The 22,334-nt window shown below is 64.3% G+C and carries 26 protein-coding genes; 14 read left to right on the plus strand and 12 right to left on the minus strand.

From position 1 onward, the window contains the following. Positions 1-22: 22 nt before the first annotated feature. The 3 genes from ftrA (at position 23) to AC5P7F_RS10610 (ending at position 2,128) form a co-directional block, all read left to right on the plus strand. Positions 23-1,024 carry a transcriptional regulator FtrA gene (gene ftrA / locus AC5P7F_RS10600; protein WP_014646895.1) on the plus strand — a complete coding sequence of 334 codons (1,002 nt, stop codon included), beginning with the start codon at positions 23-25 and terminating at the stop codon, positions 1,022-1,024. A gap of 94 nt (positions 1,025-1,118) precedes the next feature. Further along, on the plus strand, positions 1,119-1,553 hold the full coding sequence (locus AC5P7F_RS10605; protein ID WP_049440768.1) for a BLUF domain-containing protein: 435 nt from the start codon (positions 1,119-1,121) through the stop codon (positions 1,551-1,553). Between the two features lie 107 nt (positions 1,554-1,660). Then, on the plus strand, positions 1,661-2,128 hold the full coding sequence (locus AC5P7F_RS10610; RefSeq protein ID WP_049440767.1) for a chemotaxis protein CheW: 468 nt from the start codon (positions 1,661-1,663) through the stop codon (positions 2,126-2,128). Positions 2,129-2,139: 11 nt separating this feature from the next. On the opposite strand, the gene AC5P7F_RS10615 is transcribed toward AC5P7F_RS10610, so the two are convergent. From AC5P7F_RS10615 to AC5P7F_RS10625, 3 genes are all read right to left on the minus strand, one after another. Next, positions 2,140-2,640 (minus strand): hypothetical protein, encoded by a 501-nt coding sequence (locus tag AC5P7F_RS10615; RefSeq protein ID WP_049440764.1) that lies wholly within the window; start codon positions 2,638-2,640, stop codon positions 2,140-2,142. A gap of 92 nt (positions 2,641-2,732) precedes the next feature. Further along, on the minus strand, positions 2,733-3,320 hold the full coding sequence (locus AC5P7F_RS10620) for a TetR family transcriptional regulator (RefSeq protein WP_164077631.1): 588 nt from the start codon (positions 3,318-3,320) through the stop codon (positions 2,733-2,735). 122 nt (positions 3,321-3,442) lie between these two features. Continuing rightward, complete coding sequence (locus AC5P7F_RS10625; protein WP_164077632.1) at positions 3,443-4,387, minus strand: AraC family transcriptional regulator N-terminal domain-containing protein; 945 nt, start codon at positions 4,385-4,387, stop codon at positions 3,443-3,445. Positions 4,388-4,489: 102 nt separating this feature from the next. On the opposite strand from AC5P7F_RS10625, the gene AC5P7F_RS10630 reads away from it, so the two are divergent. Beyond that, positions 4,490-5,329 carry an oxidoreductase gene (locus AC5P7F_RS10630; protein ID WP_164077633.1) on the plus strand — a complete coding sequence of 280 codons (840 nt, stop codon included), beginning with the start codon at positions 4,490-4,492 and terminating at the stop codon, positions 5,327-5,329. Between the two features lie 47 nt (positions 5,330-5,376). On the opposite strand, the gene AC5P7F_RS10635 is transcribed toward AC5P7F_RS10630, so the two are convergent. The 3 genes from AC5P7F_RS10635 to AC5P7F_RS10645 all read right to left on the minus strand — a co-directional run bounded on the left by AC5P7F_RS10635 (position 5,377) and on the right by AC5P7F_RS10645 (position 9,107). After that, positions 5,377-7,146 (minus strand): oleate hydratase, encoded by a 1,770-nt coding sequence (locus AC5P7F_RS10635; protein ID WP_197602827.1) that lies wholly within the window; start codon positions 7,144-7,146, stop codon positions 5,377-5,379. 141 nt (positions 7,147-7,287) lie between these two features. Beyond that, positions 7,288-7,812 carry a GNAT family N-acetyltransferase gene (locus tag AC5P7F_RS10640; protein WP_164077634.1) on the minus strand — a complete coding sequence of 175 codons (525 nt, stop codon included), beginning with the start codon at positions 7,810-7,812 and terminating at the stop codon, positions 7,288-7,290. A gap of 200 nt (positions 7,813-8,012) precedes the next feature. Beyond that, positions 8,013-9,107, minus strand: coding sequence for an FAD-dependent monooxygenase (locus AC5P7F_RS10645; RefSeq protein WP_164077635.1), 1,095 nt, complete (start codon positions 9,105-9,107; stop codon positions 8,013-8,015). A gap of 50 nt (positions 9,108-9,157) precedes the next feature. On the opposite strand from AC5P7F_RS10645, the gene AC5P7F_RS10650 reads away from it, so the two are divergent. From AC5P7F_RS10650 to AC5P7F_RS10670, 5 genes are all read left to right on the plus strand, one after another. After that, entirely contained in the window at positions 9,158-9,643 is a 486-nt protein-coding gene (locus tag AC5P7F_RS10650; protein ID WP_197602828.1) for a MarR family winged helix-turn-helix transcriptional regulator, read from the plus strand. 183 nt (positions 9,644-9,826) lie between these two features. Next, entirely contained in the window at positions 9,827-10,282 is a 456-nt protein-coding gene (locus tag AC5P7F_RS10655; protein ID WP_014646884.1) for an SRPBCC family protein, read from the plus strand. Between the two features lie 10 nt (positions 10,283-10,292). Continuing rightward, positions 10,293-10,625: an ArsR/SmtB family transcription factor gene (locus tag AC5P7F_RS10660; protein ID WP_014646883.1), complete on the plus strand. Its 333-nt coding sequence runs from the start codon at positions 10,293-10,295 to the stop codon at positions 10,623-10,625. A 2-nt stretch (positions 10,626-10,627) separates the two neighbouring features. Beyond that, entirely contained in the window at positions 10,628-11,086 is a 459-nt protein-coding gene (locus AC5P7F_RS10665; RefSeq protein WP_164077636.1) for an SRPBCC domain-containing protein, read from the plus strand. A 50-nt stretch (positions 11,087-11,136) separates the two neighbouring features. After that, positions 11,137-12,153, plus strand: coding sequence for a DUF6896 domain-containing protein (locus AC5P7F_RS10670; RefSeq protein ID WP_481462438.1), 1,017 nt, complete (start codon positions 11,137-11,139; stop codon positions 12,151-12,153). Positions 12,154-12,170: 17 nt separating this feature from the next. On the opposite strand, the gene AC5P7F_RS10675 is transcribed toward AC5P7F_RS10670, so the two are convergent. Continuing rightward, positions 12,171-13,466, minus strand: a complete 1,296-nt coding sequence (locus AC5P7F_RS10675) for an alpha/beta fold hydrolase (RefSeq protein WP_164077638.1) — start codon at positions 13,464-13,466, stop codon at positions 12,171-12,173. Between the two features lie 145 nt (positions 13,467-13,611). On the opposite strand from AC5P7F_RS10675, the gene AC5P7F_RS10680 reads away from it, so the two are divergent. Together AC5P7F_RS10680 and AC5P7F_RS10685 are read left to right on the plus strand one after the other, a co-directional pair. After that, positions 13,612-13,989: a DUF4180 domain-containing protein gene (locus tag AC5P7F_RS10680; RefSeq protein ID WP_197641384.1), complete on the plus strand. Its 378-nt coding sequence runs from the start codon at positions 13,612-13,614 to the stop codon at positions 13,987-13,989. Between the two features lie 97 nt (positions 13,990-14,086). Continuing rightward, on the plus strand, positions 14,087-14,851 hold the full coding sequence (locus AC5P7F_RS10685; RefSeq protein ID WP_032958119.1) for a COG4705 family protein: 765 nt from the start codon (positions 14,087-14,089) through the stop codon (positions 14,849-14,851). On the opposite strand, the gene AC5P7F_RS10690 is transcribed toward AC5P7F_RS10685, so the two are convergent. The 4 genes from AC5P7F_RS10690 to AC5P7F_RS10705 all read right to left on the minus strand — a co-directional run bounded on the left by AC5P7F_RS10690 (position 14,848) and on the right by AC5P7F_RS10705 (position 18,278). Beyond that, entirely contained in the window at positions 14,848-15,630 is a 783-nt protein-coding gene (locus AC5P7F_RS10690) for a 3-hydroxybutyrate dehydrogenase (RefSeq protein WP_164077639.1), read from the minus strand. The genes AC5P7F_RS10685 and AC5P7F_RS10690 overlap by 4 nt on opposite strands. Before the next feature lie 501 nt (positions 15,631-16,131). After that, entirely contained in the window at positions 16,132-16,677 is a 546-nt protein-coding gene (locus AC5P7F_RS10695) for a hypothetical protein (RefSeq protein WP_041863344.1), read from the minus strand. A gap of 310 nt (positions 16,678-16,987) precedes the next feature. After that, a complete protein-coding gene (locus AC5P7F_RS10700) occupies positions 16,988-17,467 on the minus strand; it encodes a hypothetical protein (protein ID WP_239510519.1) in 480 nt (159 codons plus the stop codon). Positions 17,468-17,546: 79 nt separating this feature from the next. Next, a complete protein-coding gene (locus AC5P7F_RS10705; RefSeq protein ID WP_164077640.1) occupies positions 17,547-18,278 on the minus strand; it encodes a hypothetical protein in 732 nt (243 codons plus the stop codon). Between the two features lie 607 nt (positions 18,279-18,885). Here AC5P7F_RS10705 and AC5P7F_RS10710 point away from each other — a divergent pair. Beyond that, on the plus strand, positions 18,886-19,461 hold the full coding sequence (locus tag AC5P7F_RS10710; RefSeq protein WP_197602829.1) for a 5' nucleotidase, NT5C type: 576 nt from the start codon (positions 18,886-18,888) through the stop codon (positions 19,459-19,461). 94 nt (positions 19,462-19,555) lie between these two features. Here the strand turns inward: AC5P7F_RS10710 and AC5P7F_RS10715 are convergent, their stop codons facing one another. Beyond that, positions 19,556-20,395 carry a type 1 glutamine amidotransferase domain-containing protein gene (locus AC5P7F_RS10715; protein WP_164077642.1) on the minus strand — a complete coding sequence of 280 codons (840 nt, stop codon included), beginning with the start codon at positions 20,393-20,395 and terminating at the stop codon, positions 19,556-19,558. A gap of 96 nt (positions 20,396-20,491) precedes the next feature. Between AC5P7F_RS10715 and AC5P7F_RS10720 the strand changes: the two genes are divergently transcribed. Both AC5P7F_RS10720 and AC5P7F_RS10725 read left to right on the plus strand, forming a co-directional pair. Beyond that, positions 20,492-21,376, plus strand: a complete 885-nt coding sequence (locus AC5P7F_RS10720; protein ID WP_164077643.1) for a LysR substrate-binding domain-containing protein — start codon at positions 20,492-20,494, stop codon at positions 21,374-21,376. A 541-nt stretch (positions 21,377-21,917) separates the two neighbouring features. Next, complete coding sequence (locus AC5P7F_RS10725) at positions 21,918-22,274, plus strand: hypothetical protein (protein WP_164077644.1); 357 nt, start codon at positions 21,918-21,920, stop codon at positions 22,272-22,274. Positions 22,275-22,334: the final 60 nt, after the last annotated feature.

The following is a 22,334-nucleotide window of genomic DNA, read 5'->3' on the forward strand; positions in this document are numbered from 1 at the left end:
CCGCCACCCGTAGCATCAGGCCATGCCCAGCCCACCCGCCGATCCCACCGCGCCGCTCGTTGCCATCGTCGCCTGCCACGGCCAGGGGCTGTTCGAATTCGGCTGCGCGGTCGGCCTGTTCGCGCCGGTGCGGCCGGAACTCGGCGTGGCCTGGTACCGCACCCAGCTGTGCGCGGGCGAACCCGGTGCGCTGCGCATGCTCGGCAATGCGCAGGTGCAGCTTCCCTACGATCTCAGCGCGGTTGATGACGCCGACATCATCGTCATCCCCGGTTGGCGCGAACCCAGCGAGCGCCCACCGCAGGCACTGCTCGATGCACTGATCCGTGCCCACGCACGTGGCGCGCGCATCGCCTCGATCTGCTCCGGTGCCTTCGTGCTGGCCTGGGCCGGGCTGCTCGATGGCCGCCAGGCCACCACCCACTGGCGCCTCACCGAAGCGCTGGCACGCGAGTTCCCACGCATCGATGTGCGCGAGGATGCGCTGTACGTGGATACCGGCAGCATCATCACTTCGGCCGGCTCGGCCACCGGCATGGACATGATGCTGCACATGGTGCGCAAGGATTACGGCGCGCGCGTGGCCAACCTGGTGGCCGAACGGCTGGTCCTGGCACCATGGCGTGATGCCGGGCGCAGCCAGCGCGTCAGCCGCGCCATTCCCCACGGCGAGCCCACCCGCTTGGCAAAGCTGATGGAATGGATGCGCCGCAACCTGCGCGAGCCCCACTCACTGGGCAGCCTCGCCGAGCAGGCCGCGCTCAGCCAACGCACGCTGCAGCGGCAGTTCCTGGACGCCACCGGCCTGTCGCCGATCGACTGGCTGATCCGCGAGCGCGTGGCTTTCGCGCGCGAGCTGCTGGAAACCACTGACCGGCCGCTGCAGTGGATTGCAGAACAGGCCGGCTTTGGTTCGCAGGAATCGTTCCGTCGGCACTTCCGCGGTCAGGTCGACGCGAGCCCTACCGAGTACCGCAGCCAGCATCGCGGCGGTCTCGGTGCCGACCGGTTGGTGGGCTGTTGATCCAGTGCGCGGAGCCAAGCGTGGCGTGAGCAAAGCCTCACGACGGTCCGGGCTTGCGTGCGTATAGTGACGTGCGTCACAAGAAGCCCCTTCCATGCTCCATGCATTTGCTTACTCCAGCCGCATGTCGGCTGAGCTGTCCAATCAAGCCCTCCACCAGATCGTCTCGCAATCTGCCACGTTCAATCGCCGGGTGGACGTTACCGGTGCGCTGATCGTCGACGGGCAGCGGTTTTTCCAGTACATCGAAGGCCCGCCCGACGCCCTGGAAGCAGTCAAGCGCCGCATCCATGACAGCCGCTCGCATTCTGCCGTCGTGCCGGTACTGGACATGGCCATCAGCGCGCGTGCCGTTCCGTACTGGGCAATGACCCACATCGAGACCGGGCAGATCGTGGTGTCCGGCCTGGTGAATGCGCGCTGGGACGAGTTCGGCCACTCCATTCCGGGCATGGACCAGCTCGTCGGCCTGCTGCGTCCGCATTTTCCACGCGTCGGCACCGTCGGCGCGCCACGCGCAGCCGCCTGATAGACACTGAACCATCGCCTTGCACGCGCACGCCGACGCGGCCGCGCGTTGCGTCCAGGCGTCATCATCCAGATCTCCTTTCCCATCGTCTTCGCCACGCCCATCGCATGCCCGTACCCGCCCACCCTGTAACGGAAACACGCGCATCGCCTGCCGACCTGTTCGAGATCGTCGTCGTGCGTGCAGGCACCGTCCTGTTCGCCATCGACATCCAGGCAGCGGTCGAAATCCGCGGTCCGGAGGCATTCGGCCCTGCAGACCGCAACGGCAGGCCGACCCTGGAAGTTCGTGGGCAGCCATTACCCGTCGTCGACCTGCGCCGCATGAGCGGCCAACCGGCATTCGAGGGTGGCAGCCCGGCCATGCTGTTGATCAACGCCGGCACCGCAACCCTGGCGCTGGCCGTGGACGAAGTGCTGGAGATCGAGACGCCGGACGCGAGCGCGAACACCCCCGAGCCTGCAGCGGGCCAATCGTTCTGCTTCTGCAGCCGGCACATTCAACTCGATCCGGCGCGCTCGGCTGCACTGATCGAACCGGCGGCACTGCTGGGCGCACTTGCCGCGCCGGGTTGACCGGCGGCGTCTCAGGATCGTCCTGCCAAACCACGGTTTCGCAGCCTCCAGCACTGCGCGGCAAAGCCGATCACGAACACCACCAGGCAGGCCAGCAGCGTGTGCAGCACCACCGGGGCCATCGGCGCCGCCGCAATCGGATGCGCTGCCGGCAGGCGGGTCAGCGTTTCGTTGACGCCGGGCACCAACGAGAGCAGGAAGCTGAACGACAGTGCGAAGGTCGACAGGTAACGCGCGGCGCGCCCCAGCCAGCGCAGCCGCGCGGCCAGCACGCCGCCGAATGCCACCAGCAGCACGATCACCCCGAATGCGTGGCCGGCGTTGATCCCGCCCGTGCTGGACACGGTGAACGAGGTGGCCACCGACAGCACCAGCCCCACCAGGTACAGCTTGCCCGCGCGCGTGGCGGGATCGATTGCGCGATGGCGAATGAAGGCATACAGGCCACTCAACACCGGGATCAGGCTGACAGCGGTATGGATCACGCCAAGTGTGGACAGAGGGTGGGACATGGGACATCTCCAGGGACAAAATGAACCTACTAGTAGGTAGGCATAGGACTCAAAAAGAAGGCCCGCGTCGCCGCAGGCCCACCACACATTTCTCAGGACGCCGCGCTCACCCGCGCGATCGCCAACCGCGCCAGTGCCGCGAAGGTCGCCGCATCACCGAAACCGCGCGCGGCCAGCATCGCGCCGTGCACCGATGACATGAACGCCTTGGCCTCATCGGCCGCCGAGCCCTGCAACTGCAGTTGGCCCATCGAAACGCCCTTCTCCAGCGTCACTGCCAGCCAACCGCTCAGGTCCTCGAAATGGCCGCGCACTTCCTCAGCGATCTCTGCCGGAATCATCGGCGCTTCGGCGGCCAGCATCGCGCAGATGCAGAACGAGGACGTACCCCCTGCAATGCAGCTGGACCAGTAATCCACATAGGCGTTGAGCTCCTGCAGCGGGTCGGCCAACTGCCGGTCCAGCAGCGCCAGGCCTTCGCGCGCTTCGGCCCGGTACAGCTCGACCACCGTGCGCACCAGACCCGCCTTGCTGGGGAAGTGGTGATGGATGCTGGCCTTGCTGATGTTCACCCGCGCCGACACGTCGGCGTAGCTGAAGCCGTTGTAGCCACCGGCTTCCAGCAGCGCACGGGCATGCGCCAGGATTTCCTGTGCCTTGGGCGAGAGCGACTCTTTCATGGCAATAAACCTACTAGTAGGTAGACAGCCTGTCAACCCCTCTCTGCTGCACCCGCCAGGCATCATTCCCGGCAGAGCCGGCCGCTGGCCGGCTTGCTGGCAACGTGACCTTCGATTGCCGCTCAATGCGAAGACACGTATACCGCATCGGCTGGCGGAGGTGGCAGCGCGAAACTGCGCCGCATCCGCGCGACCTCGGCCGCCGGCGGCAACGCGAACAGACGCTTGAACTCACGGTTGAACTGCGACGGGCTGGCATACCCCACCGCCAGCGATGCCGCTTCGGCAGTCATCCCCTGCCGCAGCATCAGCAACCGTGCCTGGTGCAGGCGGGTCGACTTCACGTACTGCATCGGCGACGTGCCGGTAATCGCGCGGAAGTGGTCGTGGAAGGTCGCCACACTCATGCCCGCTTCGGTGGCCAGTTGCCCCACGTCCAGGGCGGTGGCATATCCGGCATGGATCGTCCGCAGCACTCTGCCGATGCTGCCGAAGCGCCCGCGCATGGCCAGCGCCTCGCGCATTGCGCCGCCCTGTGCACCCGTCAGCACGCGGAAGTACACCTCACGCACCAACGCAGGGCCGAGCACGGCAGCCTCCAACGGTTCAGCCAGTGCCTCCAGCAGGCGCAGCACCGTGGCCTGCATCGGCGCCTGCATCGGGCTGGACATCATGCCCTGCGCCGGTGTCTCCGGGGTGCCCTCCTGTTCACCCAGTTCGATCAGCAGATCCGCCGCCAGCTGCAGATCCAGATGCAGGTAGATCGCCAGCAGCGGCGCCTGGGCCGACGCATCGGTTTCCATCGTGAACGGCACCGGCACCGACACTGCCAGATAGTGCTGCGCGTCGTACTGGTAGACCTGCCCGCCCAGATAGCCACGCTTCACCCCCTGGCAGACGATCACGATGCCGGGGTCGTACAACACCGGCGTGCGCGCCAGTGGCCGGTCCGATCGCAGCAACCGCACCCCCGGCAGGCGCGTGAGCGTGTAGCCCTCCTCCACCGCCAGCGTCTTCAGCAGGCCGACCATGCGCGCCTGCACCCGCCGTTGCAGGGAATCGACCACAGGCACTCCAGAGGAATAGGCAAGAATGGCCGAATCCTAGGCCTGTGACCCCGGTCGTTCAAGAACTAACGTGCAAGCCCTGCCCACCACGAACGCCCCCTCATGCCCCCTTCCCGCTTTCTCCTCATCACCGGTGTCAGCAGTGGATTCGGCCGCGCCCTTGCCCAGCAGGCCCTGCTGGCCGGCCACCGCGTGGTCGGCACCGTGCGCAACGAAACCGACCGCCAGGTACTCGAAGCGCTCGCTCCCGGCCGCGCATTCGGTCGCCTGCTGGACGTAACCGATACCGCCGCCATCAATGCGCTCGTCGCCGATATCGAAACCAACATCGGAAGCATCGACGTGCTGGTCAACAACGCTGGCTACGGCCACGAAGGCATCCTCGAAGAATCCACGCTCGCCGAGCTGCGGCAGCAATTCGAGGTGAACGTATTCGCTCCAGCCGCGCTGATCAAGGCCGTGCTGCCGCACATGCGCGCCCGGCGCCGCGGTCATATCCTCAACATCACCTCCATGGGCGGTTTCATCACGATGCCGGGCATCGCGTGGTACTGCGGCAGCAAGTTCGCGCTGGAGGGCATCAGTGAAGTGCTTGGCAAGGAAGTCGCGCCGTTTGGTATCCACGTCACGGCCGTCGCGCCGGGTTCCTTCCGCACCGACTGGGCAGGCCGCTCGATGGTGCGGGCACCGCGCAGCATTGACGACTACGACGCATTGTTCGATCCCATCCGCAGCGCGCGTGAGGCGAAGAGTGGCCACCAGCCCGGTGATCCAGTGAAGGCTGCGCAGGCCATGCTGCAGGTCATCGACAGCGACGCTCCTCCCCGCCACTTGCTGCTGGGCAGTGATGCGCTGCAGCTGGTGAGGACAAAGCTGGCATCGATGGCCGGTAGCATCGACGCGTGGGAACAGCTGAGCCGTTCGACCGACGGCGTAGCGTGAGATCTTGAGGCCGCCGATGCCCTCAGCGGCGGCCTCCCCCTGCCCGCTCAGTCTTCCTGCACCAGCTTGAACTCGCGCAGCAGGCCACCGATCTGGGTCTTGTCCAGCTTGTTCATCAGCAGATTGCGCAGGAACGCAGGCCCGGGAACATCCAGTTCCTTGCCATCGCGCAGGCGGCCGGTGGCGGCCAGCAGCGAGCGCACGTCATACGTGGAATTGAACACCTCCGGCACGCCGCGCTCGATCCCCAGCAGGGTGTACACCGCTTCCATCGGCGTGCGCACCGAATACTCGGTGGTGAAGATGCAGTCGCGCTGCTTCGATTCGGCAAACTGGCCGATGAAGGCGAAGTTCACCGCGCCGTCCGGCACCACGTCCGGGCGGTCACCGGCCTGGCGTGGCATGAAGAACGCCGTGACGTACGGCATCATCACCGGCACCGTCTTCGCACCGGTCGCGGCCAGCGCATCAATCTCTTCCACCGGCACGCCCAGGTGGTACAGCCACTCGCGGGTGATCTCCTCGCCGGTGCACTCCTGCATCGGCTTTTTCACGTAGTCGCCCGGCGTATCCACAAACAGCGAGTACACCCAGACCACGATCTGGTCCCTGGGCTGGTTCTTGAAATGCGGCTGGCGGTTCACCGTCCAGCTCATCAGCCAGCGCGAGTCGCGCACGCTGACGATGCCGCCGGTCACCACCTTGTCACTGAACGGGTCGCGCTTGGCGATCTTCTGGATGTAGGCCGGAATGCGCGCATCCAGCGTCGTCACTGTCGCCGATTCCCACTTGGTCTGCGGGATATGCGCGCCGAACACATCCGGGCGGCCAAAGGCCTCGTCCTTCGCGGCGATGCGGCGCCACAGGTCCCAGGCCGGCGCCGGTCCTTCGTTCAAACGCGCCGCGGTATGGTGATCGCCATTATCCGAGTTTTCGGTCAGCGAACCGATCGTCATGAAAACAAGATCATCGGCGCCCAGATCCACGCCATCGGCTACACCATCACGCATCCAGTGGATACGCGTGGCCTGCTTGCGGCCCGGCTGTAGATCGAAGTCGACGTCGGTCACCTCGGTGCCGTACTGGAACACCACGCCCTGGTCCTGCAACCACTTCACCAGCGGCAGCACCAGCGATTCATACTGGTTGTACCGGGTGAACTTCAACGCCGAGAAATCCGGCAGGCCGCCGATGTGGTGGATGAAGCGATGCAGGTACAGCTTCATCTCCAGCGCCGAATGCCATTCCTCGAACGCGAACATGGTGCGCCAGTACAGCCAGAAGTTGCTGTCCAGGAAGTCGCGGCCCAGCACCTCGTCGATCCGCTTGTTCTCCATCTCCTTCCGGGTGGCCAGGAACAGCGCGATGATGTCCTTCTGGGCCTGCTCGGTCAGCGTGAACAGGCCATCGGTGTGCGCATCTTCGCCGCGATTGATGGTGGCACGCTGCAGCGAATAGTTCGGGTCGTCCTTGTTCAACCAGTAGAACTCGTCCAGCACGCTGGCATCTTCAATCTCCAGCGACGGAATCGAGCGGAACAGGTCCCACAGGCACTCGAAGTGGTCTTCCATCTCGCGGCCGCCGCGGATCACGAAGCCCTTCTCCGGCACCTTCAGGCCATCCAGCGCGCCGCCGGGAATCTGCTGCTGCTCGAGAATGGTGATGCGCTCACCGGCCATGCGGCCGTCGCGCACCAGGAACGCGGCGCCGGCCAGCGAGGCCAGGCCCGAGCCCACAAACCAGGCGCGCTTGCCATCCACGCCGGCCGGCTTGCGCGGGCGCGCGAAAGCTTCGTAGTTGCCACTGCTGTAATACATGCGTTGCACCTTCCTGGAGGGGGTCATCAGGAACCGGCAGCGGAATGACACAGCCATCCGATGCAGGTCATGACCCTACTCTAGCGCCGAACCGGTGTATCGTTCCCTGCACGCAGGCTGCGACGGAATGACGCAGCCGCGTCAGAGCGTCCTTCCCAGCAGCATGCCTGGCCAGCCGTCCACGTTGAACGGCGCGATGCGCGTATACCCGCAGGATTCATAGAAGCGCACCAGGTCGCCGCTGCCTCCGGCGTAGCAGTCCACACGCAGATGGTCGACACCGGCAGCGCGCGCCTGCTCGTCGGCAAACGCCATCAGTCGGCGGCCGATGCCACGCACGCGCACATCACGCGAGGCCACCAGAACCCGCACATACAGCTCCGGCCCGGTGGGCGCCGGCACATAGGGCATCGACTCGCCCAGTGCAAGGAACGCCCGCACGTCGCCCTGCTCGTTCTGCGCCACCCATGCGCCTGGCATTGCACACGCCTCGGTGACCTGGGCAATCCGGCGCGGCATCATCGACCACGGTTCGCTGCCCCATTGCTGCACATTGCCGATCGACACGAACCACTCGATCACCTCGTCAAAGAGCCCCAACACTGCGGGGGCATCGGCCGCGCTGGCGCGGCGGATGTTCAAGGCGTCCTTTCCGGTTTCAGTCATGCGTTCCGCTCCTGTCATACCACGCTCCCCAACCCTGGAAAACAGGGGGAGCATCGGCCGGTTCAACCAGTCTAGCGCGTACCCCAGCGTGGCCACCTGTACCGGACCAAAGCAGTCGGAAGTCCATGTGACTTCCAGCGCGCCGCCAGGAATCTGCTGCTGTTCCCAGTGTCGCAGGTGCGTACAGACTCGATGCTTCATCAACCGCGTGGAGCATCCCCTCCGGTAGTGAACCAGCGCTGGAACCCCTCGATCGCATCCGGCATCAGGGCGCGGGCGCGTTCACGCACCAGCACTTCGGCGTCGCGCATCGCGCTGATCGCATCCGCCCGCGCGCACAACGCCATCGCCACATCCGACGCGTCCAGCATCGCCAGGTTCACGCCCACGCCCACCGGAGGCATCAGATGCGCCGCATCGCCGATCAAGGTCACGCCATCGCGCGGGGCCCAGCAAAAATCCGCTGGCAGGCTGTAGATCGGCCGCCGCACGAAGTCCGTGCAGGCCTCCAGCAGGCGCCGAAGGTTCGTGGCCCACCCGGTATAGCAGCCTGTCACCAGCGTCCGTATGCCGTGCTGCGCGATCTGTGCATCAAGCCATTCGGAAGAGCGCTTCAGCGCCGCATACACGCAGAGCCGATCGCGGCTGTTGCGTTGCACGAACAAGGCCTCCTCGCCGCCAAAGCAGAACAGGCTGCCCTGCCCGACCATCGCTGCGATGTCCGCAGCAGGCTGTGCGATCCAACCTTCGAAGAAGGTAATGCCGGTGGGCACCGGCTGGCACGTACTCAAGGCCGCGCGCACTTTCGACCACGCACCATCGGCACCGATCACGATGTCCGCCTCGCGCTGCACGCCGTTGGCGAATCGCAGGCCGTGGCCGTTCGCCTGTGCAGATACCAGCGCGGTCAGGCTGTGGCCCCACTGCACCGTGTCCGCCGGCAGCGCGTCCAGCAGCAGCTGGCGCAGGTCGCCGCGGTCGATCTCCGGCTTGTCCTTGCTCCCTTCCGGCCCGAACCCGCCGGTGGTGATCTCCCCGGACCACGGGTCGCCCATCCGCGCCTCCTGCCCCTCATGCCGCGCCACCGCACGGAAGGCCTCCAGCAGGCCCGCGCGCTGCAGCGCCACCTGCCCGGAATCGTCGTGCAGATCCAGCGTGCCGCCCTGTGTGCGCTGCTGCCCGGATGCTTCGCCCTCGTACACGCTCACGGGGTGACCGCCCCGATGCAGGATGAGCGCAGCGGTGAGGCCAGCGGGGCCTGCGCCGATGACGGCAATACGGGGAGGGTGCTCCATGGGGCGATCCAGGTTAGTTGATACGTCAACCGTATGCTGCAAGGGTTGACATGTCAACCATTGCCCGGCAACGTTCGGCCATGACCTCCCCCAGCATCACACCCGACGAATGGGCCACCTGGCGCGGCTTCCGGCGCATGGCAGAAATCACCTCCGGCCGCATCGTCCAGGACATCACCCGTAGCACCGGGCTCTCAAGGGCCGACTTCATCGTGCTGATGGAGCTGAACCAGTCCAAGGATCGCTGCCGCCGCCAGCGCGAACTGCTGGACTACCTGGAATGGGACAAGACGCGCCTCTCGCACCAGCTGACCCGCATGGCGGGCCGTGGCCTGATCGAACGCGATACCGACAGCGAAAACGTCGTAGTGATCCGCATGACCACAGAAGGTCACGCGCAGCTGCGCGCGGCACGGCCGGTACACGCCGCCGGTGTCCGCCGGTATTTTCTCGACCATCTCTCCGCGGATGATCGTGCCGCACTGCAGCGGATCACCGACAAACTGCATGCCGCCCTTCAGGACGCGGAGAACTGAGCCATCGCCCCGGTAGTGCCGGCCGCTGGCCGGCAACTGCACGCACCCAACGCCACCGGGATGCCGGCCAGCGGCCGGCACTACCACGCCCGGGCGTTCGTGGCGGGGTTTGACATGCAGGCATTTACCTGCATATAGTCAACTCAAGGGCGGCGCCTGCCAGCCCATCGCGAGGAACCTGCAATGGTGGATATCGCACACAGGGTCGGCATCAAGGCCCCCGCAAGCCAGGTGTACCAGGCGCTGGCCACCCCCGAAGGCGTGGCCGCCTGGTGGGCCGAAGACGCGCACGGCGAGCGCGAAGCCGGCGGCACGGTCAAGGTCCGTTTCACCAACAACGGCCAGGAAATCGGCGCCATGGAGATGAAGCTTGAGCAGCTTGTTCCAGGCGAGCTCGTGCTGTGGCGGTTCCTCGCCGGCCCCGCCGAATGGATCGGCACCCACGCGCGCTTCGCGCTGAAGCAGGAAGGCGACTACTGCATCGTCCTGTTCACCCATGAAGGCTGGAAAGAGCGCGTCGAGTTCACCTCCCACTGCAGCACCAAGTGGGCGGTGTTCCTGATGAGCCTGAAGGCACTGCTGGAAACCGGCAAGGGCCAGCCCAACCCACACGACGTCAGGATCGACAACTGGAATTGAAGACCTCCCCATGGCGGTAGACCACCTGCGCGACGCAGACAAGGTGTTCAAGGCACTGGCCGATCCCACGCGCCGGACGCTGCTGGATCTGCTCTGCAAGGACAACGGGCAGACGCTGGGCCAGCTGTGCGAACACCTGGACATGGCCCGGCAATCGGTCACCCAGCACCTGGGCCTGCTGGAAGACGCCAACCTGATCAGTACCGTGCGCCGTGGCCGCGAGAAGCTGCACTTCATCAACCCGGTGCCCTTGCATGAAGTCTACGAACGCTGGGTACGCAAGTTCGAGCAGCAGCGCCTGAGCCTGCTGCATGACCTGAAACGCGAACTGGAAGGAGAATGACGATGTCTGCAGAGTCAACCCGCTTCATCCACGTGATCTATATCGCCTCCACCCCACAGAAGGTGTTCGAGGCCATCACCCGCCCCGAGATCGCCAGTCGCTATTGGGGTCACGAGAACGTCTCGGACTGGAAACCGGGCTCGCGCTGGCAGCACGTGCGTGCAAATGAAACGCGCTCGGTCGAGCTGGTCGGCGAAGTGGTGGAAAGCACCCCGCCCTCGCGGCTGGTCATCACCTGGGCCGCCGCCTCGCAGGCCGACAATCCCGCTGCCTACAGCCGCGTCACCTTCGACATCGTGCCCTACCAGGACATGGTGCGGCTGACGGTTACCCATGAGGAACTGGAACCCGGCAGCGGCATGGATACCGGCATCCGCCAGGGCTGGCCGATCGTGCTGTCGAGCCTGAAGTCGCTGCTGGAAACCGGCAAGGGGCTGGATGTGTTTGCGAAGCCGAGATGAGCAGAATAGATTCACCAGAATCAGACATCGCCAATCATTGACGACAGACCATGGAACTAGCCTTCGCGAATCTCATTCGCGACTATCAGAAGCAAGTATCGTACGCAGTAAAGATTCTGAGAGAATCTGGCATTGAAATGCCATATAGCAGCCACGAGTGGACCCTTCGGACCGATCCCCGAGAGGGAAAGCTCGTCGGAGGTGTGAGCTACCAAAGGCATGGCCGCGGAATCTGGCTGGATCTACCTGACGGACAAGTTGATTTTGACTTTGGAGATCAAGGAGAGACCACTGGATTTGACAGATGGCGTCTTGAATGCTTCTTGGACAGCAGGCGCGATGCCTACCCGACCTCGACTCGCCCCGAGCTCGGAGTATGGCTGAAAGATGGGATCATCAAAGGTGAACTAATTCAAGCCCCCTATGGCCTGTATTACGTTGCAGACATTGCAATCAGCAAGAACCAGGATGTAAATCGAATCCTGACGGATGGCTGTGGCCTGCCCCACCAGTCTCAGGACAGGATACTAACACTGTACTCTGAATGCTTTCTCTCGGCCGACGTGATGCTCGGACACTACAATTCAACCGTCCGTTACGCAGAGAAGCATAAGGGACTGAGCCGATTGAAGAGAATAGGACTCCGCGTCTACCTGCTGTCATGGCTGGGATATCTGCACTCAACAATGGAAGGCATTCAGTCGATCGGGGTAAGACTACTACTTCAGAGAAGGCGCCATCACTCTTTTCAGGAAGCGATTCCGCTGCTAGACGAACTGAACAGCCTATTCAAGAAGCACGTTAATTCCCTAAGAATTCTGCGAAACAATGTCTTCCATCTACTCACTGATGCCAAGGCTCTAGAAGCGTTTTTCTCGCAGGATGGTCAAAGATTGAGATGGGCAACGGAGCTACATCGTCAACTTGCAGAGTTCTTCTCAAATTACAGAATAACGGCCGAGGTGTACTACTTGGAAACCGGAAGAATGGCAGAGAGTGTAGTGAGGAGCGTGGCTCGGGAGCGAAAACGACGTAGATCAACTACCATGCCTACTTCAGAAAAATAGGTCGCAATCGAGGCTCCCTATTTTTTCATTTCGCTCAATCTGCGCGACCGCCCATAACTGCCATGCACATCCTGCTTGATCCAATCGGCCAGCAGGCGCAGGTAGCCGTCGGTGATCCGTGTCGACACCCGGTTGCCCTCGGCATCGGTGCGGAACTCGACCATGCCGTGGTCGGTATCCGGGAACAGGTAGGTGTCGATCGGTTGCCCCGACGCGCGCAGGCGCGACAGGATCGAACGCGTGGCGGCAATCGGCGCGGCGCGGTCCTGCTCGGCCAGCACCCACAGCAACGGCAGCTTCAGGCGGCGCAGCGCGGCCTCGGCGTCGTAGTCCCAGATCAGCTCCAGGTTGTCGAAGCGCGCTCGGCCGATCCGGCGCAGGTCGGCGTCACTCATGCGCAGCATGTCGCCGCTGTATTCGCCGCTGATGTTCTTTGCCCACGGTGCGGCACCGATCTGCGTACGCACCTTCGCCAGCGCCTCGAACCCTTCAGTGAAATGCGTGCGCATCAACTGCGCGGTCGCGTCTGAAAGCTGGCCGACCTGCTTCATCGCCGTTGCATCCAGCTGCATGCGCCGTGCCTCGTCGAACAACTGCTCGCGGTCCTCCTCGATGGGCGACACCACCAGCCCGAAGCCGATCGCCACGAAATCCGCCTGCGAGCGGGTCGCCGCCAGCGGCGCGATCCAGCCGCCCTGGCTGCCACCAAAGTAGCCGGCGCGGCCGAACCGGCCTCTCGCCAGTTCGCGCGCCTTGGCAAGCGCCGCCGCCGCGTCGTCGGCCAGCAGCTCGAAGTTCTGTGTGTACTCGCCTTCCGAATCGCCGGTCCCACGCTTCTGGTAAGCGAAGACCGAAATCCCCTGCGCCACCAGCATGCGCTGGTAGATGGCCGCCGCCGCCATCGTGCGTTCCGAGCCGTGCACCAGCACCACCAGCGGTCGCGTCGGGTCGGCCGGCCCTGCCGGCTCGATCAACTGCCCAACCAGCTTGGTTCCCGCGCTGATGAACGTTGCATCGGTATCGCGGGTCGGCAGTCGCTGCCAGCGCTGCGTGGCTCCCGCAGACGACCTGAAGCTGACCACATCGTCGCTGCAGCTCACCGGCGCGTTGGCATCACCGGTGGCGCCACGTCGCCCGTCCACCATCAGATAGCGCTGCCCCGTGGCCGGTGCCGCAGCGGGTGCGCCGAGCACCACGATGTTGCCCTGCCCGTCACCGTAGGCACTGGCCGTGCATAGCTCGGCGGCCGCAGCCGGCAGACCCGAGCACACCAGCACCGCCATCAACAACGAACGTTCTTTCCACCCTGCCATGCCCTTTCCCGGTATCGTGAACCCGCCTCGTGCGGGCGCCCGGCGCAGCCTAACGCGTTCGTTCGCCAGATTCATGCTGCATCTGCTTACTGTTGGCCTCTCCCATGGCCATACTGGGCGGACGATACGAACTTCAGAGCGCACCATGCACACACATGTCGAACAGATCGGCAGCACCCGGGTCCTGCGCAGCGCCGATACAGGCCCGCTGCTGGATGGCAACGCCTTGCGCGACCTGGTCGGCGATGCCCTTGGGCACCAGGCCGAGTGGATCGCCGTGCCGGTGCAGCGCCTTTCGGCAGACTTCTTCGAGCTGCGCTCCGGCATGGCCGGGCAATGGCTGCAGATGCTGGTGAACTACCGCCTGCACTTCGCCGTCCTGGGCGATGTCAGCGGCTACCGCGCACAGAGCGAATCGCTGGACGCGTGGATCACCGAATGCAACCGCGGCCCCGACGGCTGCTTCGTGGCCGACTGGGGCGCCCTGCTGGCGCGCCTTTCGGCCCCCGCCAGCGCCGGCTGAACGCCGCCCCCACGCTCACCCTCGCCAAACCTGGTTCCGACTGCACTCCGACGCCGCCCGCCACAGCATCACCCGCGGGCTCCCCAGGCGACGTTCGATGCGCGCTTCAGACGCAGATTCCCTGCACAGCAAAGTGGCGGCGGTCACCCTCGGTTTCTGGGTGATGAAGATCGCCGCCACCACCCTCGGCGAGACTGCGGGCGATCTGCTGTCGATGACGCTCAATCTGGGCTACGTGGCCAGCTCGGCCATCCTGCTGGCGATCTTTGCCGGCCTGCTGGGCATGCAGTTGTCGGCGCGGCGCTTCCACCCGGTGCTGTTCTGGTCGGTGGTGCTGGCGACCAGCACCGCTGGCACCACCCTGTCCGACCTGATCGACCGCACGCTCGGCCTGGGCTACGCCACCGGCGCCAGTCTGCTGGCCGGCTGCCTGGCGCTGGTGCTGCTGGCTTGGCGGGTGTCGGAAAAGTCGATCTCGGTCAGCAACATCGCATCGCGCCGTGCCGAAGGCTTCTACTGGACCGCCGTGCTGTTCTCCAACACGCTCGGCACCGCGCTGGGTGATTTCCTCGCCGACGATTCCGGACTGGGCTTCACCGGCGGCGCACTGCTGATCGGCAGCCTCATCGCGCTCACCGCACTGGCCAGCCGCATCAAGGGCATCAACCGGGTCATCCTGTTCTGGATCGCCTTCGTGCTCACCCGCCCGTTCGGCGCCACCTTCGGCGATCTGCTCACCAAGCCGCTGGAAAAGGGCGGCCTGGGCTTCGGCACGGTGGGCTCGTCGCTGGTGCTGTTCACCCTCCTCGCCACGCTGGTGGCGCTGCCGATGCTGCAGCGAAAGGCGCAGCCAGCCAGCTAGCGCGCCGTCCAGCCCCCATCCACCGGCAGCGCCGTGCCGGTAATCTGCGCCGCTGCGTCCGAGGCCAGGAACACCACCATTTGTCCCAGCTGCTCAGGCGTCACGAACTGCAACGACGGCTGCTTTTCAGCCAGCAGCGCACGCGCGGCGGTCTCCTGATCCGTGCCTTCGCGCTCGGCCAACGCGGTGATCTGCTGCTCGACCAGCGCCGTCCGCACCCAGCCCGGGCAGATCGCATTGGCGGTAATGCCGGTCCCCGCATTCTCCAGCGCGGTCACCTTGGTGAAGCCCACCACGCCATGCTTGGCCGCCACGTAGGCCGACTTGTTCACCGAGCCCACCAACCCGTGCACCGACGCAATGCTGATGATGCGGCCGGCGCCCTGCTGCTTCATGTGGGGCAAGGCCGCCGCCGTTGCATGGAACACCGCCGAGAGATTCAGCGCCAGGATCGCGTCCCACTTCTCGACGGGGAATTCCTCGATCGACGCCGTGTGCTGGATGCCGGCGTTGTTTACCAGGATGTCGATGCGGCCCATCGTCGCGACGGCGTGGTCGATCATGCCGCGCACTGCCTCGCCATGGGAAAGGTCGGCGCCGTCATGCGCCACGCGCACGCCGAACTCGGTTTCCAGCTTGGAACGGATGCGTTCGATCTCCGCCGCATCGCCGAAGCCGTTCAGCACGATGTCGGCGCCTTGCCGGGCCAGCGCGGTGGCAATGCCAAGACCGATACCGCTGGTGGAGCCGGTGACCACCGCAACCTTTCCACTGAACATGGGTGAGTTTCCATTGGGCGTAGGTGGTCAGTGTAGCTTTGCCGGCGCCCCGCTTCAGCGACGCTACATTGGTCAATTAACGGTTAGAACGCGTTGGGTAGCCGCCGAGGGAAGTGTCCAGCGTTCTTTCAAAACGGACGGTACGCCTCAGAGGGGACGCATCCGTGGCCCGCTGGCGATGCTGTCCGACTCCCACAAGGGCAATGCATCCATGCTTTGCCCGGCGGATCGAACACGTCCGAAAATAGCTTCTGCGGCCGTTCTACTCCCCCCACCGCCAACCGGGCGGGGCGCCTTTCATCCAGCAGATAAGGACAAGCACCAACACCACGGCCCACGTGTAGAGCTGAAACGCGATGGGCTCGCGAAATGGAGAGAACAGAAACGGACCCGCCAGTAGCAAGCCGAATGCGACTGCGTACACAAGCCAGCCTTGCCACGCGCACGGCATCCCCCAGCCCCATCCGTACTTCTTCCTGGTAAACCAGTACTTCCTGCTGATCATTGCAGTGTTCCTCGATGGCCGCCGGTCTCACTCACCTGATCCAAGCATGCTTTGAGCTGTTCGTAAAGACGCCGGTCCAGAATCAAGTCAATATCCCCTCTGGCTGTGACGAGAACAGAGCTACGATCCGTGCGCAGCACGAAGACGTTGCGACCGTTCTGCATGCCGAACTTGCCAAGTTCAACGCCCCCGGTGCTGGTCCCAAGTTGCCGGTGAGGCAGCGTGATCCTTGAAGCATCGGAAGCGTCCTGCCACGCGACACTGGAAAGCGGGAGCTGCAGTCGGACAAACGCTGCTGACCCAATCAGCTGGCCATCTGTAATGGCGATGTACGCTGTCCGCGCTTGATATACGAGGCCAAAGGCAACTACGACAACAACGGCCAGCGCCGAGCCGAGCGCAATATTCCTGGCTGGCACCCCGCCAGAGCGGGGTGCCAGCCATACTGCGATCAGAACCACGGCTGCTGCCACGCATATGCCGAGAGGAAGCGCATAGGCATGAATCAGGGAGACGTCCAGCGTGGATCGGCACATCATCATGAACTACTCCGCAGAGATTGACCGCATGCCGTAAACGTAAGTCGTCTCGACAATTATCTCAAATGCGTCTTCGTCACAGGTACCAAGGCCCACGCTTTGCGTCGCGCGCAGGAACGAGCGGACCTCGTTCCATGTTACGGGCTTTGCGTGTTCATCGCAGATCATGCTTGCACTGCCACGCATGAGAATGCTTCGGTATCAGATACCGCGCAACAAACGCCCATTTCTCATCGATTACATCGGTCACACAGGGGCTGCGCGCTGTGATGCCATTGCAGTGACACTGTTCATACCGAACTTCAAACACGCTCTAGAAGAGGATGCCCACCCGATCAACGGTCGCCAGTGGATTGGCCTTCCGCACCGCCTCCAGGAACAGCAGGAAATCGCGATTGAACAGCGTCAGGTTGTTGGTGAACGTCACGCACTTTCTGCCCGATGCTTTGCTGAAGCACACCTGCCAGACATAACGTCCGTAGATCTTGTCGGAGGTGCGAGTGACTGAGTTGATCTGCGAAAGCGGAACCGCCGTGGGCACCGGCCCACGCCGTAGGTAAAAGGACGCCGCATCAAAGAAGTAGTGCTCCCGATCCTCTTTTCCATCCACCATCACCAAGGTCATGGACCTGCCGGAAATCCGGCGCGGAGCATGCAAATGCAGCCCCGATTTCACGGACGAGCGAGCAGTTGCTGACATTCGCCGAAGGGTGAACCAGAGGATCACCAACGGAAGGGCCGCGAGGACAATGAAACCTACAGTCTTCAAAACAGTTTCCAGCGTGCTAGGCACACAGATCTCCAGGATGAACTTTCAGGCGATACCCAAGTAGATCCACGCCACGCGTGGATGCTCTGGCTTCAACGCCTTTTCACTTCCAATGATCCGGCCCCAGGAACGGCAGGCTCAACACAAACACCGGAACCGCCACAGGGATCAGCGCCGCGCCTAGCACCTTGCCCGCCGCCGAACCCGCACCCGGCTTGTCCTCCCTCTCCGGCAGGATCCGCTGCGCCCGCGCATTGATCGGCTGTGCAAGCTTCCCTTTCTCCGCCAGCACCGCAGCATCCGGCAACTGCACCCGTTCGCCGTCGCCCTCGAACAGCGCGCTGTAATAGCTGCCGCCCTTCCTTGAAAGATTGCAGGCGCGATCAAACGCCAGCGCGTAACGGGTCCGGTCCATCGGCAGGTAGTAGCGCGCCCGCTCCTCCACGGCCTTGGCCTCACGCGGGGGGACCTCAATCCGCTCCAGCTTGAACTGCGCGGCCTGTTGCGCCGTCACCTGCTCCGGCCGCAGCAGCAGCGCATAGCTGCCGTGCACCTTGGACTTGTTGGCCGGGTCGCGCCAATCCTCATGGAAGTACATCTGCGCGCAGGCCACCGCCTCGCGCAGCGGGCTGTCCATCAGCGCGCGGTACTCGCGGAACGGCGCGGCATTGAAGCGCATGGGCTCGTCATAGCGCGGCAACAGGTACAGCTGGCCGTCGTCGGCCACGAACGCACTGGTGATCTCGCGGCTTGAGGCGTGCTCCTCCGGGCCACTGGCACAGCCGGACAGCAGGCCAAGGCACAGGGCGGAGAGAATGAAGAAGGGCGTTCGCATGTCGTGTTCGTGGGCTTCCCTGGGAAAACGGCCCAACCCGAAAGGACGAGGCCAGCCCGTCATGGTGCCATGGCGGCCCCGCCCTGCCCAATCGAACGACTGGAGATCGAACGCCTTCGGGCGGCTCGCGCTGATCAGCCGCGACCAGGGCCGCGTACAGCACGCGCGCGCTCCGGCAGGATGATCGCGCGGGTCCCGCGTGCTATATTGAGTCGGCCTGAGCATCCATTTTCTGTGACGTACTTGGATTGAGCCCGGACCGAGCGCGACAGGTATATCCCCGTTCGGCCTATCCGTAGCACTGGGGATTATCCACTCACCAGCGCGCCAGATTGATCCTTGGTTGGCGAAGTAGGCCAGCGCTGCGGGCCGTGCGTCTTGGCCAAGGCCAGGTCAGCCACCCGGCAGGCCTTTGAAGAAGCGCCGCGACATAAGCCGCATTTCCAGCATGCCGATTACGGCATCCGTGGGTCGCCGCCCCCTTCAGCCGTGCCGGCGCAGTCGGCATCACGATTGCCGCCATGTCTGTCGCAATCGCCAAACACTTTGCCCCGCTACTGGGGAACCGATGAAGAAGAAAGCCCACTCTTGAGAGGAGAGCGCGTAAATGAACGCTGATGATGTGAAGTCAATACCGATGATGGACCCGCTCGCGAACCGGCACACCGGTGGATCGAGTGCATCCAGACGCACCATCTACGTAGATCTTGATGGCGTAATGGCCGACTTCGACGCGGCATTTCCCGCCCTGTTTGGCCTGGACCATCGCTTGCTTGCCGACGATGAAATGTGGGGGCATATCAACAGCCACCCGTCATTCTTCCGCGACCTTCCGCCGATGCACGGTGCAGTGGAGTTCTTCCACAGCATCCACCACTTGAACCCGGTGATTCTCACTGCCTGCCCGAAATCGAACTATCCGCTCGCCGCGATGCAGAAGCGACAGTGGGTCCGCGAACACCTGTCAGCAACCTGCCTGGTGTTGCCGGTACTCGGCGGCAGGCACAAGCCTCTTTTCATGCACCAGCCGGGCGATGTTCTGATCGACGATTTCGAAGCGAACTGTGATGCCTGGACAGCGGCCGGAGGCGTGGCGATCAGGCACGCCGGCGATTGGACCGCGACGCGTCACGCGCTTTCCCAGATTGAAGATCTGTCAGGAATAGCGCTCGCGAAGGGCTGATGCCCTCTCTGCCGACCACGGTGGCACTTCCATAGACAGGCCGAGGCGCTGGCCCCTCGGCCCCAAGGCTGGCAACCTGCTGTGCAGCCCCGCCCTACTTCAAACGCTCCACCAACCGCTGCCCCACCTCCAGCGCCGACGCCGGGTTCTGCCCGGTAATCAGCTCGCGGTCCACCACCACATGCCCGGTCCACGGCGTGGTGTTGCTGCTGAACGTCGCACCTGCCCGCTGCAGCGCGGTCTGCGGGTAGAACTTCATCTCACCACCGCCCAGCAGCGGCTTGGCCTGCTCTTCTTCCTGGTTGCTGATCACCGTCATCTGGTAGCCGCTGTAGATCCATTTCGGCGTGGCCGGCGTCGCACCCGCCTCCAGCTTCGCCACGAAACCCGCAGCATCCGGTAGCGTGGACAGCAGCGCGATCGGCCCGTGGCAGACCAGCGCGGTGGTCTTGTTGCGCTGGTGGAAGTCGGCCAGCAACCGGCCCAGCGCCGGGCTCTTCAGCAGGTCCTGCATCGGCGCGTGGCCACCGGGAATGTAGACCGCATCGAAACGCGCGTAGCCCTGCTGCTCGATGCGCGCCAGGCTGACCACCGGCGAGGTGGTCGGCGAGGTCAGTGCCAGTTTCTCCAGCAGATCCTGGTGCAATTTCAGCTGCGCGGCATCGTTGCCGAAGTACGCCGGCGTCACCGAGGACGTATCCACCGTCGGCGCCCGCCCCTGCGGCGTGGCGAAGGTCACCGCGTGGCCCGCGTCCAGCAGAAGCTTGACCGGCTGCATCAGCTCGTTGAGATAGAAGCCGGTGGACAGCACCTTGCCGTCCTTCAGGTCCAGGTGGTTTTCGTCGGACAGCACCACCAGCACGTTGGCGGCATGCGCGCCGCTGGCGGCCAGGGTCAGGGCCAGCGCAGCGGCCAGCCGGGTCATCAGGTTCATGGGGAGCTCCTATCGGGGAATGGCCGCCACTTTATTCATCGCCCCAGCGGCGATAAATTGGCCCCATCGCAAAACACCTGTTCCCCGGAGAGCCAAATGAGCCGTAAGTTCGACTACCTGGGCGATGTGGAGGTGTTCCTTGCGGTGGTCGAGCACGGCTCATTCACGGCTGGCGCGGTGGCGCTGTCCACCACGCCCTCGGTGCTGAGCCGCGCGGTCACCCGCCTGGAAGCGCGGCTGGGCCGGCAGCTGCTGCAGCGGACCACGCGCCGCGTGGGCCTGACCGATGCCGGGCGGCTCTATCGGGAACAGGTGCGCACCGCCTTCGGCCTGTTGGACGACGCCGAGCGCGACGTACTGGCCCAGGACGGTGCGCTGGCCGGCCGCGTGCGCCTGAGCGTGCCCACCACCTATGGCCACTACCGGCTGCCGCAGGTGCAGGTGGAACTGAACATCACCAACCGCAACGTGGACCTGGTGGCCGAAGGCTTCGACCTGGCCATCCGCCTGGGCCAGCTGCCGGATAGCGGCCTGGTGGCGCGCAAGCTGGAAGACGCGCCGCTGCTGCTGGTAGCCGCGCCGGACTACCTGCAGCGCCGTGGCACGCCGCAGACGCTGGACGACCTGCAGCAGCACCTGTGCCTGCCCTTCGTGATGCCGCGTACGGGGCGGCTGGCGCCATGGGTCTTCCGCGACGGTGGGCGCGACGTGGACTGGCTGCCGCGCTCGTCCATCGAGACCTCTGACGATGTGCTGGGCGTGGTGTCGCTGGCCGAACAGGGCATCGGCATCTGCCAGAGCTATGAGTTCATCGTGCGCGAGCGGTTGCAGCGTGGGCAGCTGATGGAGGTGCTGCCGCAGCTGCGGGGGCGGTCAAGGCCGTTCTCGGTGATCTATGCGCCGCACCGGCGGCAATCGGCTGCGGCGCGGGCGATGATTGAGTTGTTGGTGGGGAATGCGGCTGAGGATGGGGTGGGTTGAGGCTGCGAGGCTCGCTGGCGTTGTCGGGTTTGAACCGCTTTTCAGGGTATGCGGTTGATTCGGCGCCATTGCCATCCGGCTCGGACTAAGAACTGTTGCAAAGCAGGCCGTCGCGCTATTCGCTTGTGCCGTGGGCGATTGCGCCAGTTTGATTCGCCATCAGCAGAGCAGCTGCGCAAATGCGTCTGCTGGCGTCGCGTGCTGCGCGAAAGGTGCGTGCAACAATAGTTCTTCGCTCTCGGATTCCGCGATTCCTTCGCGAATTTCTATTGGCATTCGAAGCGGCCACGTAACCAACATGACGCGCCACCGACAACGGGTGGCCGGGCCTGCAAACCCGAACTGTTAGTTGTTTACGCTTACCCGCCGGCACCGTCCTTAACCGGTGCCGGCGGGTAATCCGTCGGCCTTTCTGGCGGGCGGTGCGTGGGGGTCTTCGGACCCGCCGGGTACTGACAACTATCGTCCGGTTTGCAGCCACGCATCGTCCGCCACCCTCTTCGCGGTGGCGCTGTTAAGCACAGCCACGGAAGCCGACGCCATGAACGAATCCGACACCTTCTCCTCGTACACCGTTGTTGAGCCCATCAACGACGACCCTCCCCTGCCCGACCTAAACTCCCTGCTCGGCATCCTCAAGCGCATGCGCGGCTGCGAGGGCGCTGATGGCCACCCTTGGCCAGAAACCGATGTGTCGCCCGGGCGTCGCGTGAGCCTGGCTAGAAGTGAGCGCGCGATGGTTGGCGCATTGACGGTGCTGGAGTTGCTACACGCGGCAGACCGCTGCCGGGTGGCAGCGGAGCCGGAACGGCATTTGGATGAGGGGGTGGTTGATGGGTTGTTCTTGGCTTGCCGAGGGTTGGTTGAGTGGGCGTGCCACGAGGTTAGGTCGGAGTGACTGCGCTCACATTTGACAAGGTCAACGCCATTCGTTGCATCAACGTCCGTTTCCGACAGA

This window comes from Stenotrophomonas sp. YJH_SMC_105-26 (assembly GCF_059368915.1).

What these genes read in the sequence shown, in the direction of transcription:
- AC5P7F_RS10640 (WP_164077634.1), bottom strand. Translation starts at nt 7,812, where the DNA reads ATGACTGAAACCGGAAAGGACGCCTTGAACATCCGCCGCGCCAGCGCG.
- AC5P7F_RS10665 (WP_164077636.1), top strand. Translation starts at nt 10,628, where the DNA reads ATGTCTGCAGAGTCAACCCGCTTCATCCACGTGATCTATATCGCCTCC.
- AC5P7F_RS10680 (WP_197641384.1), top strand. Translation starts at nt 13,612, where the DNA reads ATGCACACACATGTCGAACAGATCGGCAGCACCCGGGTCCTGCGCAGC.
- AC5P7F_RS10710 (WP_197602829.1), top strand. Translation starts at nt 18,886, where the DNA reads ATGAACGCTGATGATGTGAAGTCAATACCGATGATGGACCCGCTCGCG.
- AC5P7F_RS10620 (WP_164077631.1), bottom strand. Translation starts at nt 3,320, where the DNA reads ATGAAAGAGTCGCTCTCGCCCAAGGCACAGGAAATCCTGGCGCATGCC.
- AC5P7F_RS10610 (WP_049440767.1), top strand. Translation starts at nt 1,661, where the DNA reads ATGCCCGTACCCGCCCACCCTGTAACGGAAACACGCGCATCGCCTGCC.
- AC5P7F_RS10605 (WP_049440768.1), top strand. Translation starts at nt 1,119, where the DNA reads ATGCTCCATGCATTTGCTTACTCCAGCCGCATGTCGGCTGAGCTGTCC.
- AC5P7F_RS10715 (WP_164077642.1), bottom strand. Translation starts at nt 20,395, where the DNA reads ATGAACCTGATGACCCGGCTGGCCGCTGCGCTGGCCCTGACCCTGGCC.
- AC5P7F_RS10660 (WP_014646883.1), top strand. Translation starts at nt 10,293, where the DNA reads ATGGCGGTAGACCACCTGCGCGACGCAGACAAGGTGTTCAAGGCACTG.
- AC5P7F_RS10655 (WP_014646884.1), top strand. Translation starts at nt 9,827, where the DNA reads ATGGTGGATATCGCACACAGGGTCGGCATCAAGGCCCCCGCAAGCCAG.
- AC5P7F_RS10630 (WP_164077633.1), top strand. Translation starts at nt 4,490, where the DNA reads ATGCCCCCTTCCCGCTTTCTCCTCATCACCGGTGTCAGCAGTGGATTC.
- AC5P7F_RS10725 (WP_164077644.1), top strand. Translation starts at nt 21,918, where the DNA reads ATGAACGAATCCGACACCTTCTCCTCGTACACCGTTGTTGAGCCCATC.
- AC5P7F_RS10720 (WP_164077643.1), top strand. Translation starts at nt 20,492, where the DNA reads ATGAGCCGTAAGTTCGACTACCTGGGCGATGTGGAGGTGTTCCTTGCG.
- AC5P7F_RS10705 (WP_164077640.1), bottom strand. Translation starts at nt 18,278, where the DNA reads ATGCGAACGCCCTTCTTCATTCTCTCCGCCCTGTGCCTTGGCCTGCTG.
- AC5P7F_RS10685 (WP_032958119.1), top strand. Translation starts at nt 14,087, where the DNA reads ATGCGCGCTTCAGACGCAGATTCCCTGCACAGCAAAGTGGCGGCGGTC.
- AC5P7F_RS10675 (WP_164077638.1), bottom strand. Translation starts at nt 13,466, where the DNA reads ATGGCAGGGTGGAAAGAACGTTCGTTGTTGATGGCGGTGCTGGTGTGC.
- AC5P7F_RS10635 (WP_197602827.1), bottom strand. Translation starts at nt 7,146, where the DNA reads ATGTATTACAGCAGTGGCAACTACGAAGCTTTCGCGCGCCCGCGCAAG.
- AC5P7F_RS10695 (WP_041863344.1), bottom strand. Translation starts at nt 16,677, where the DNA reads ATGATGATGTGCCGATCCACGCTGGACGTCTCCCTGATTCATGCCTAT.
- AC5P7F_RS10690 (WP_164077639.1), bottom strand. Translation starts at nt 15,630, where the DNA reads ATGTTCAGTGGAAAGGTTGCGGTGGTCACCGGCTCCACCAGCGGTATC.
- AC5P7F_RS10650 (WP_197602828.1), top strand. Translation starts at nt 9,158, where the DNA reads ATGTCAACCATTGCCCGGCAACGTTCGGCCATGACCTCCCCCAGCATC.
- AC5P7F_RS10670 (WP_481462438.1), top strand. Translation starts at nt 11,137, where the DNA reads ATGGAACTAGCCTTCGCGAATCTCATTCGCGACTATCAGAAGCAAGTA.
- AC5P7F_RS10615 (WP_049440764.1), bottom strand. Translation starts at nt 2,640, where the DNA reads ATGTCCCACCCTCTGTCCACACTTGGCGTGATCCATACCGCTGTCAGC.
- ftrA (WP_014646895.1), top strand. Translation starts at nt 23, where the DNA reads ATGCCCAGCCCACCCGCCGATCCCACCGCGCCGCTCGTTGCCATCGTC.
- AC5P7F_RS10645 (WP_164077635.1), bottom strand. Translation starts at nt 9,107, where the DNA reads ATGGAGCACCCTCCCCGTATTGCCGTCATCGGCGCAGGCCCCGCTGGC.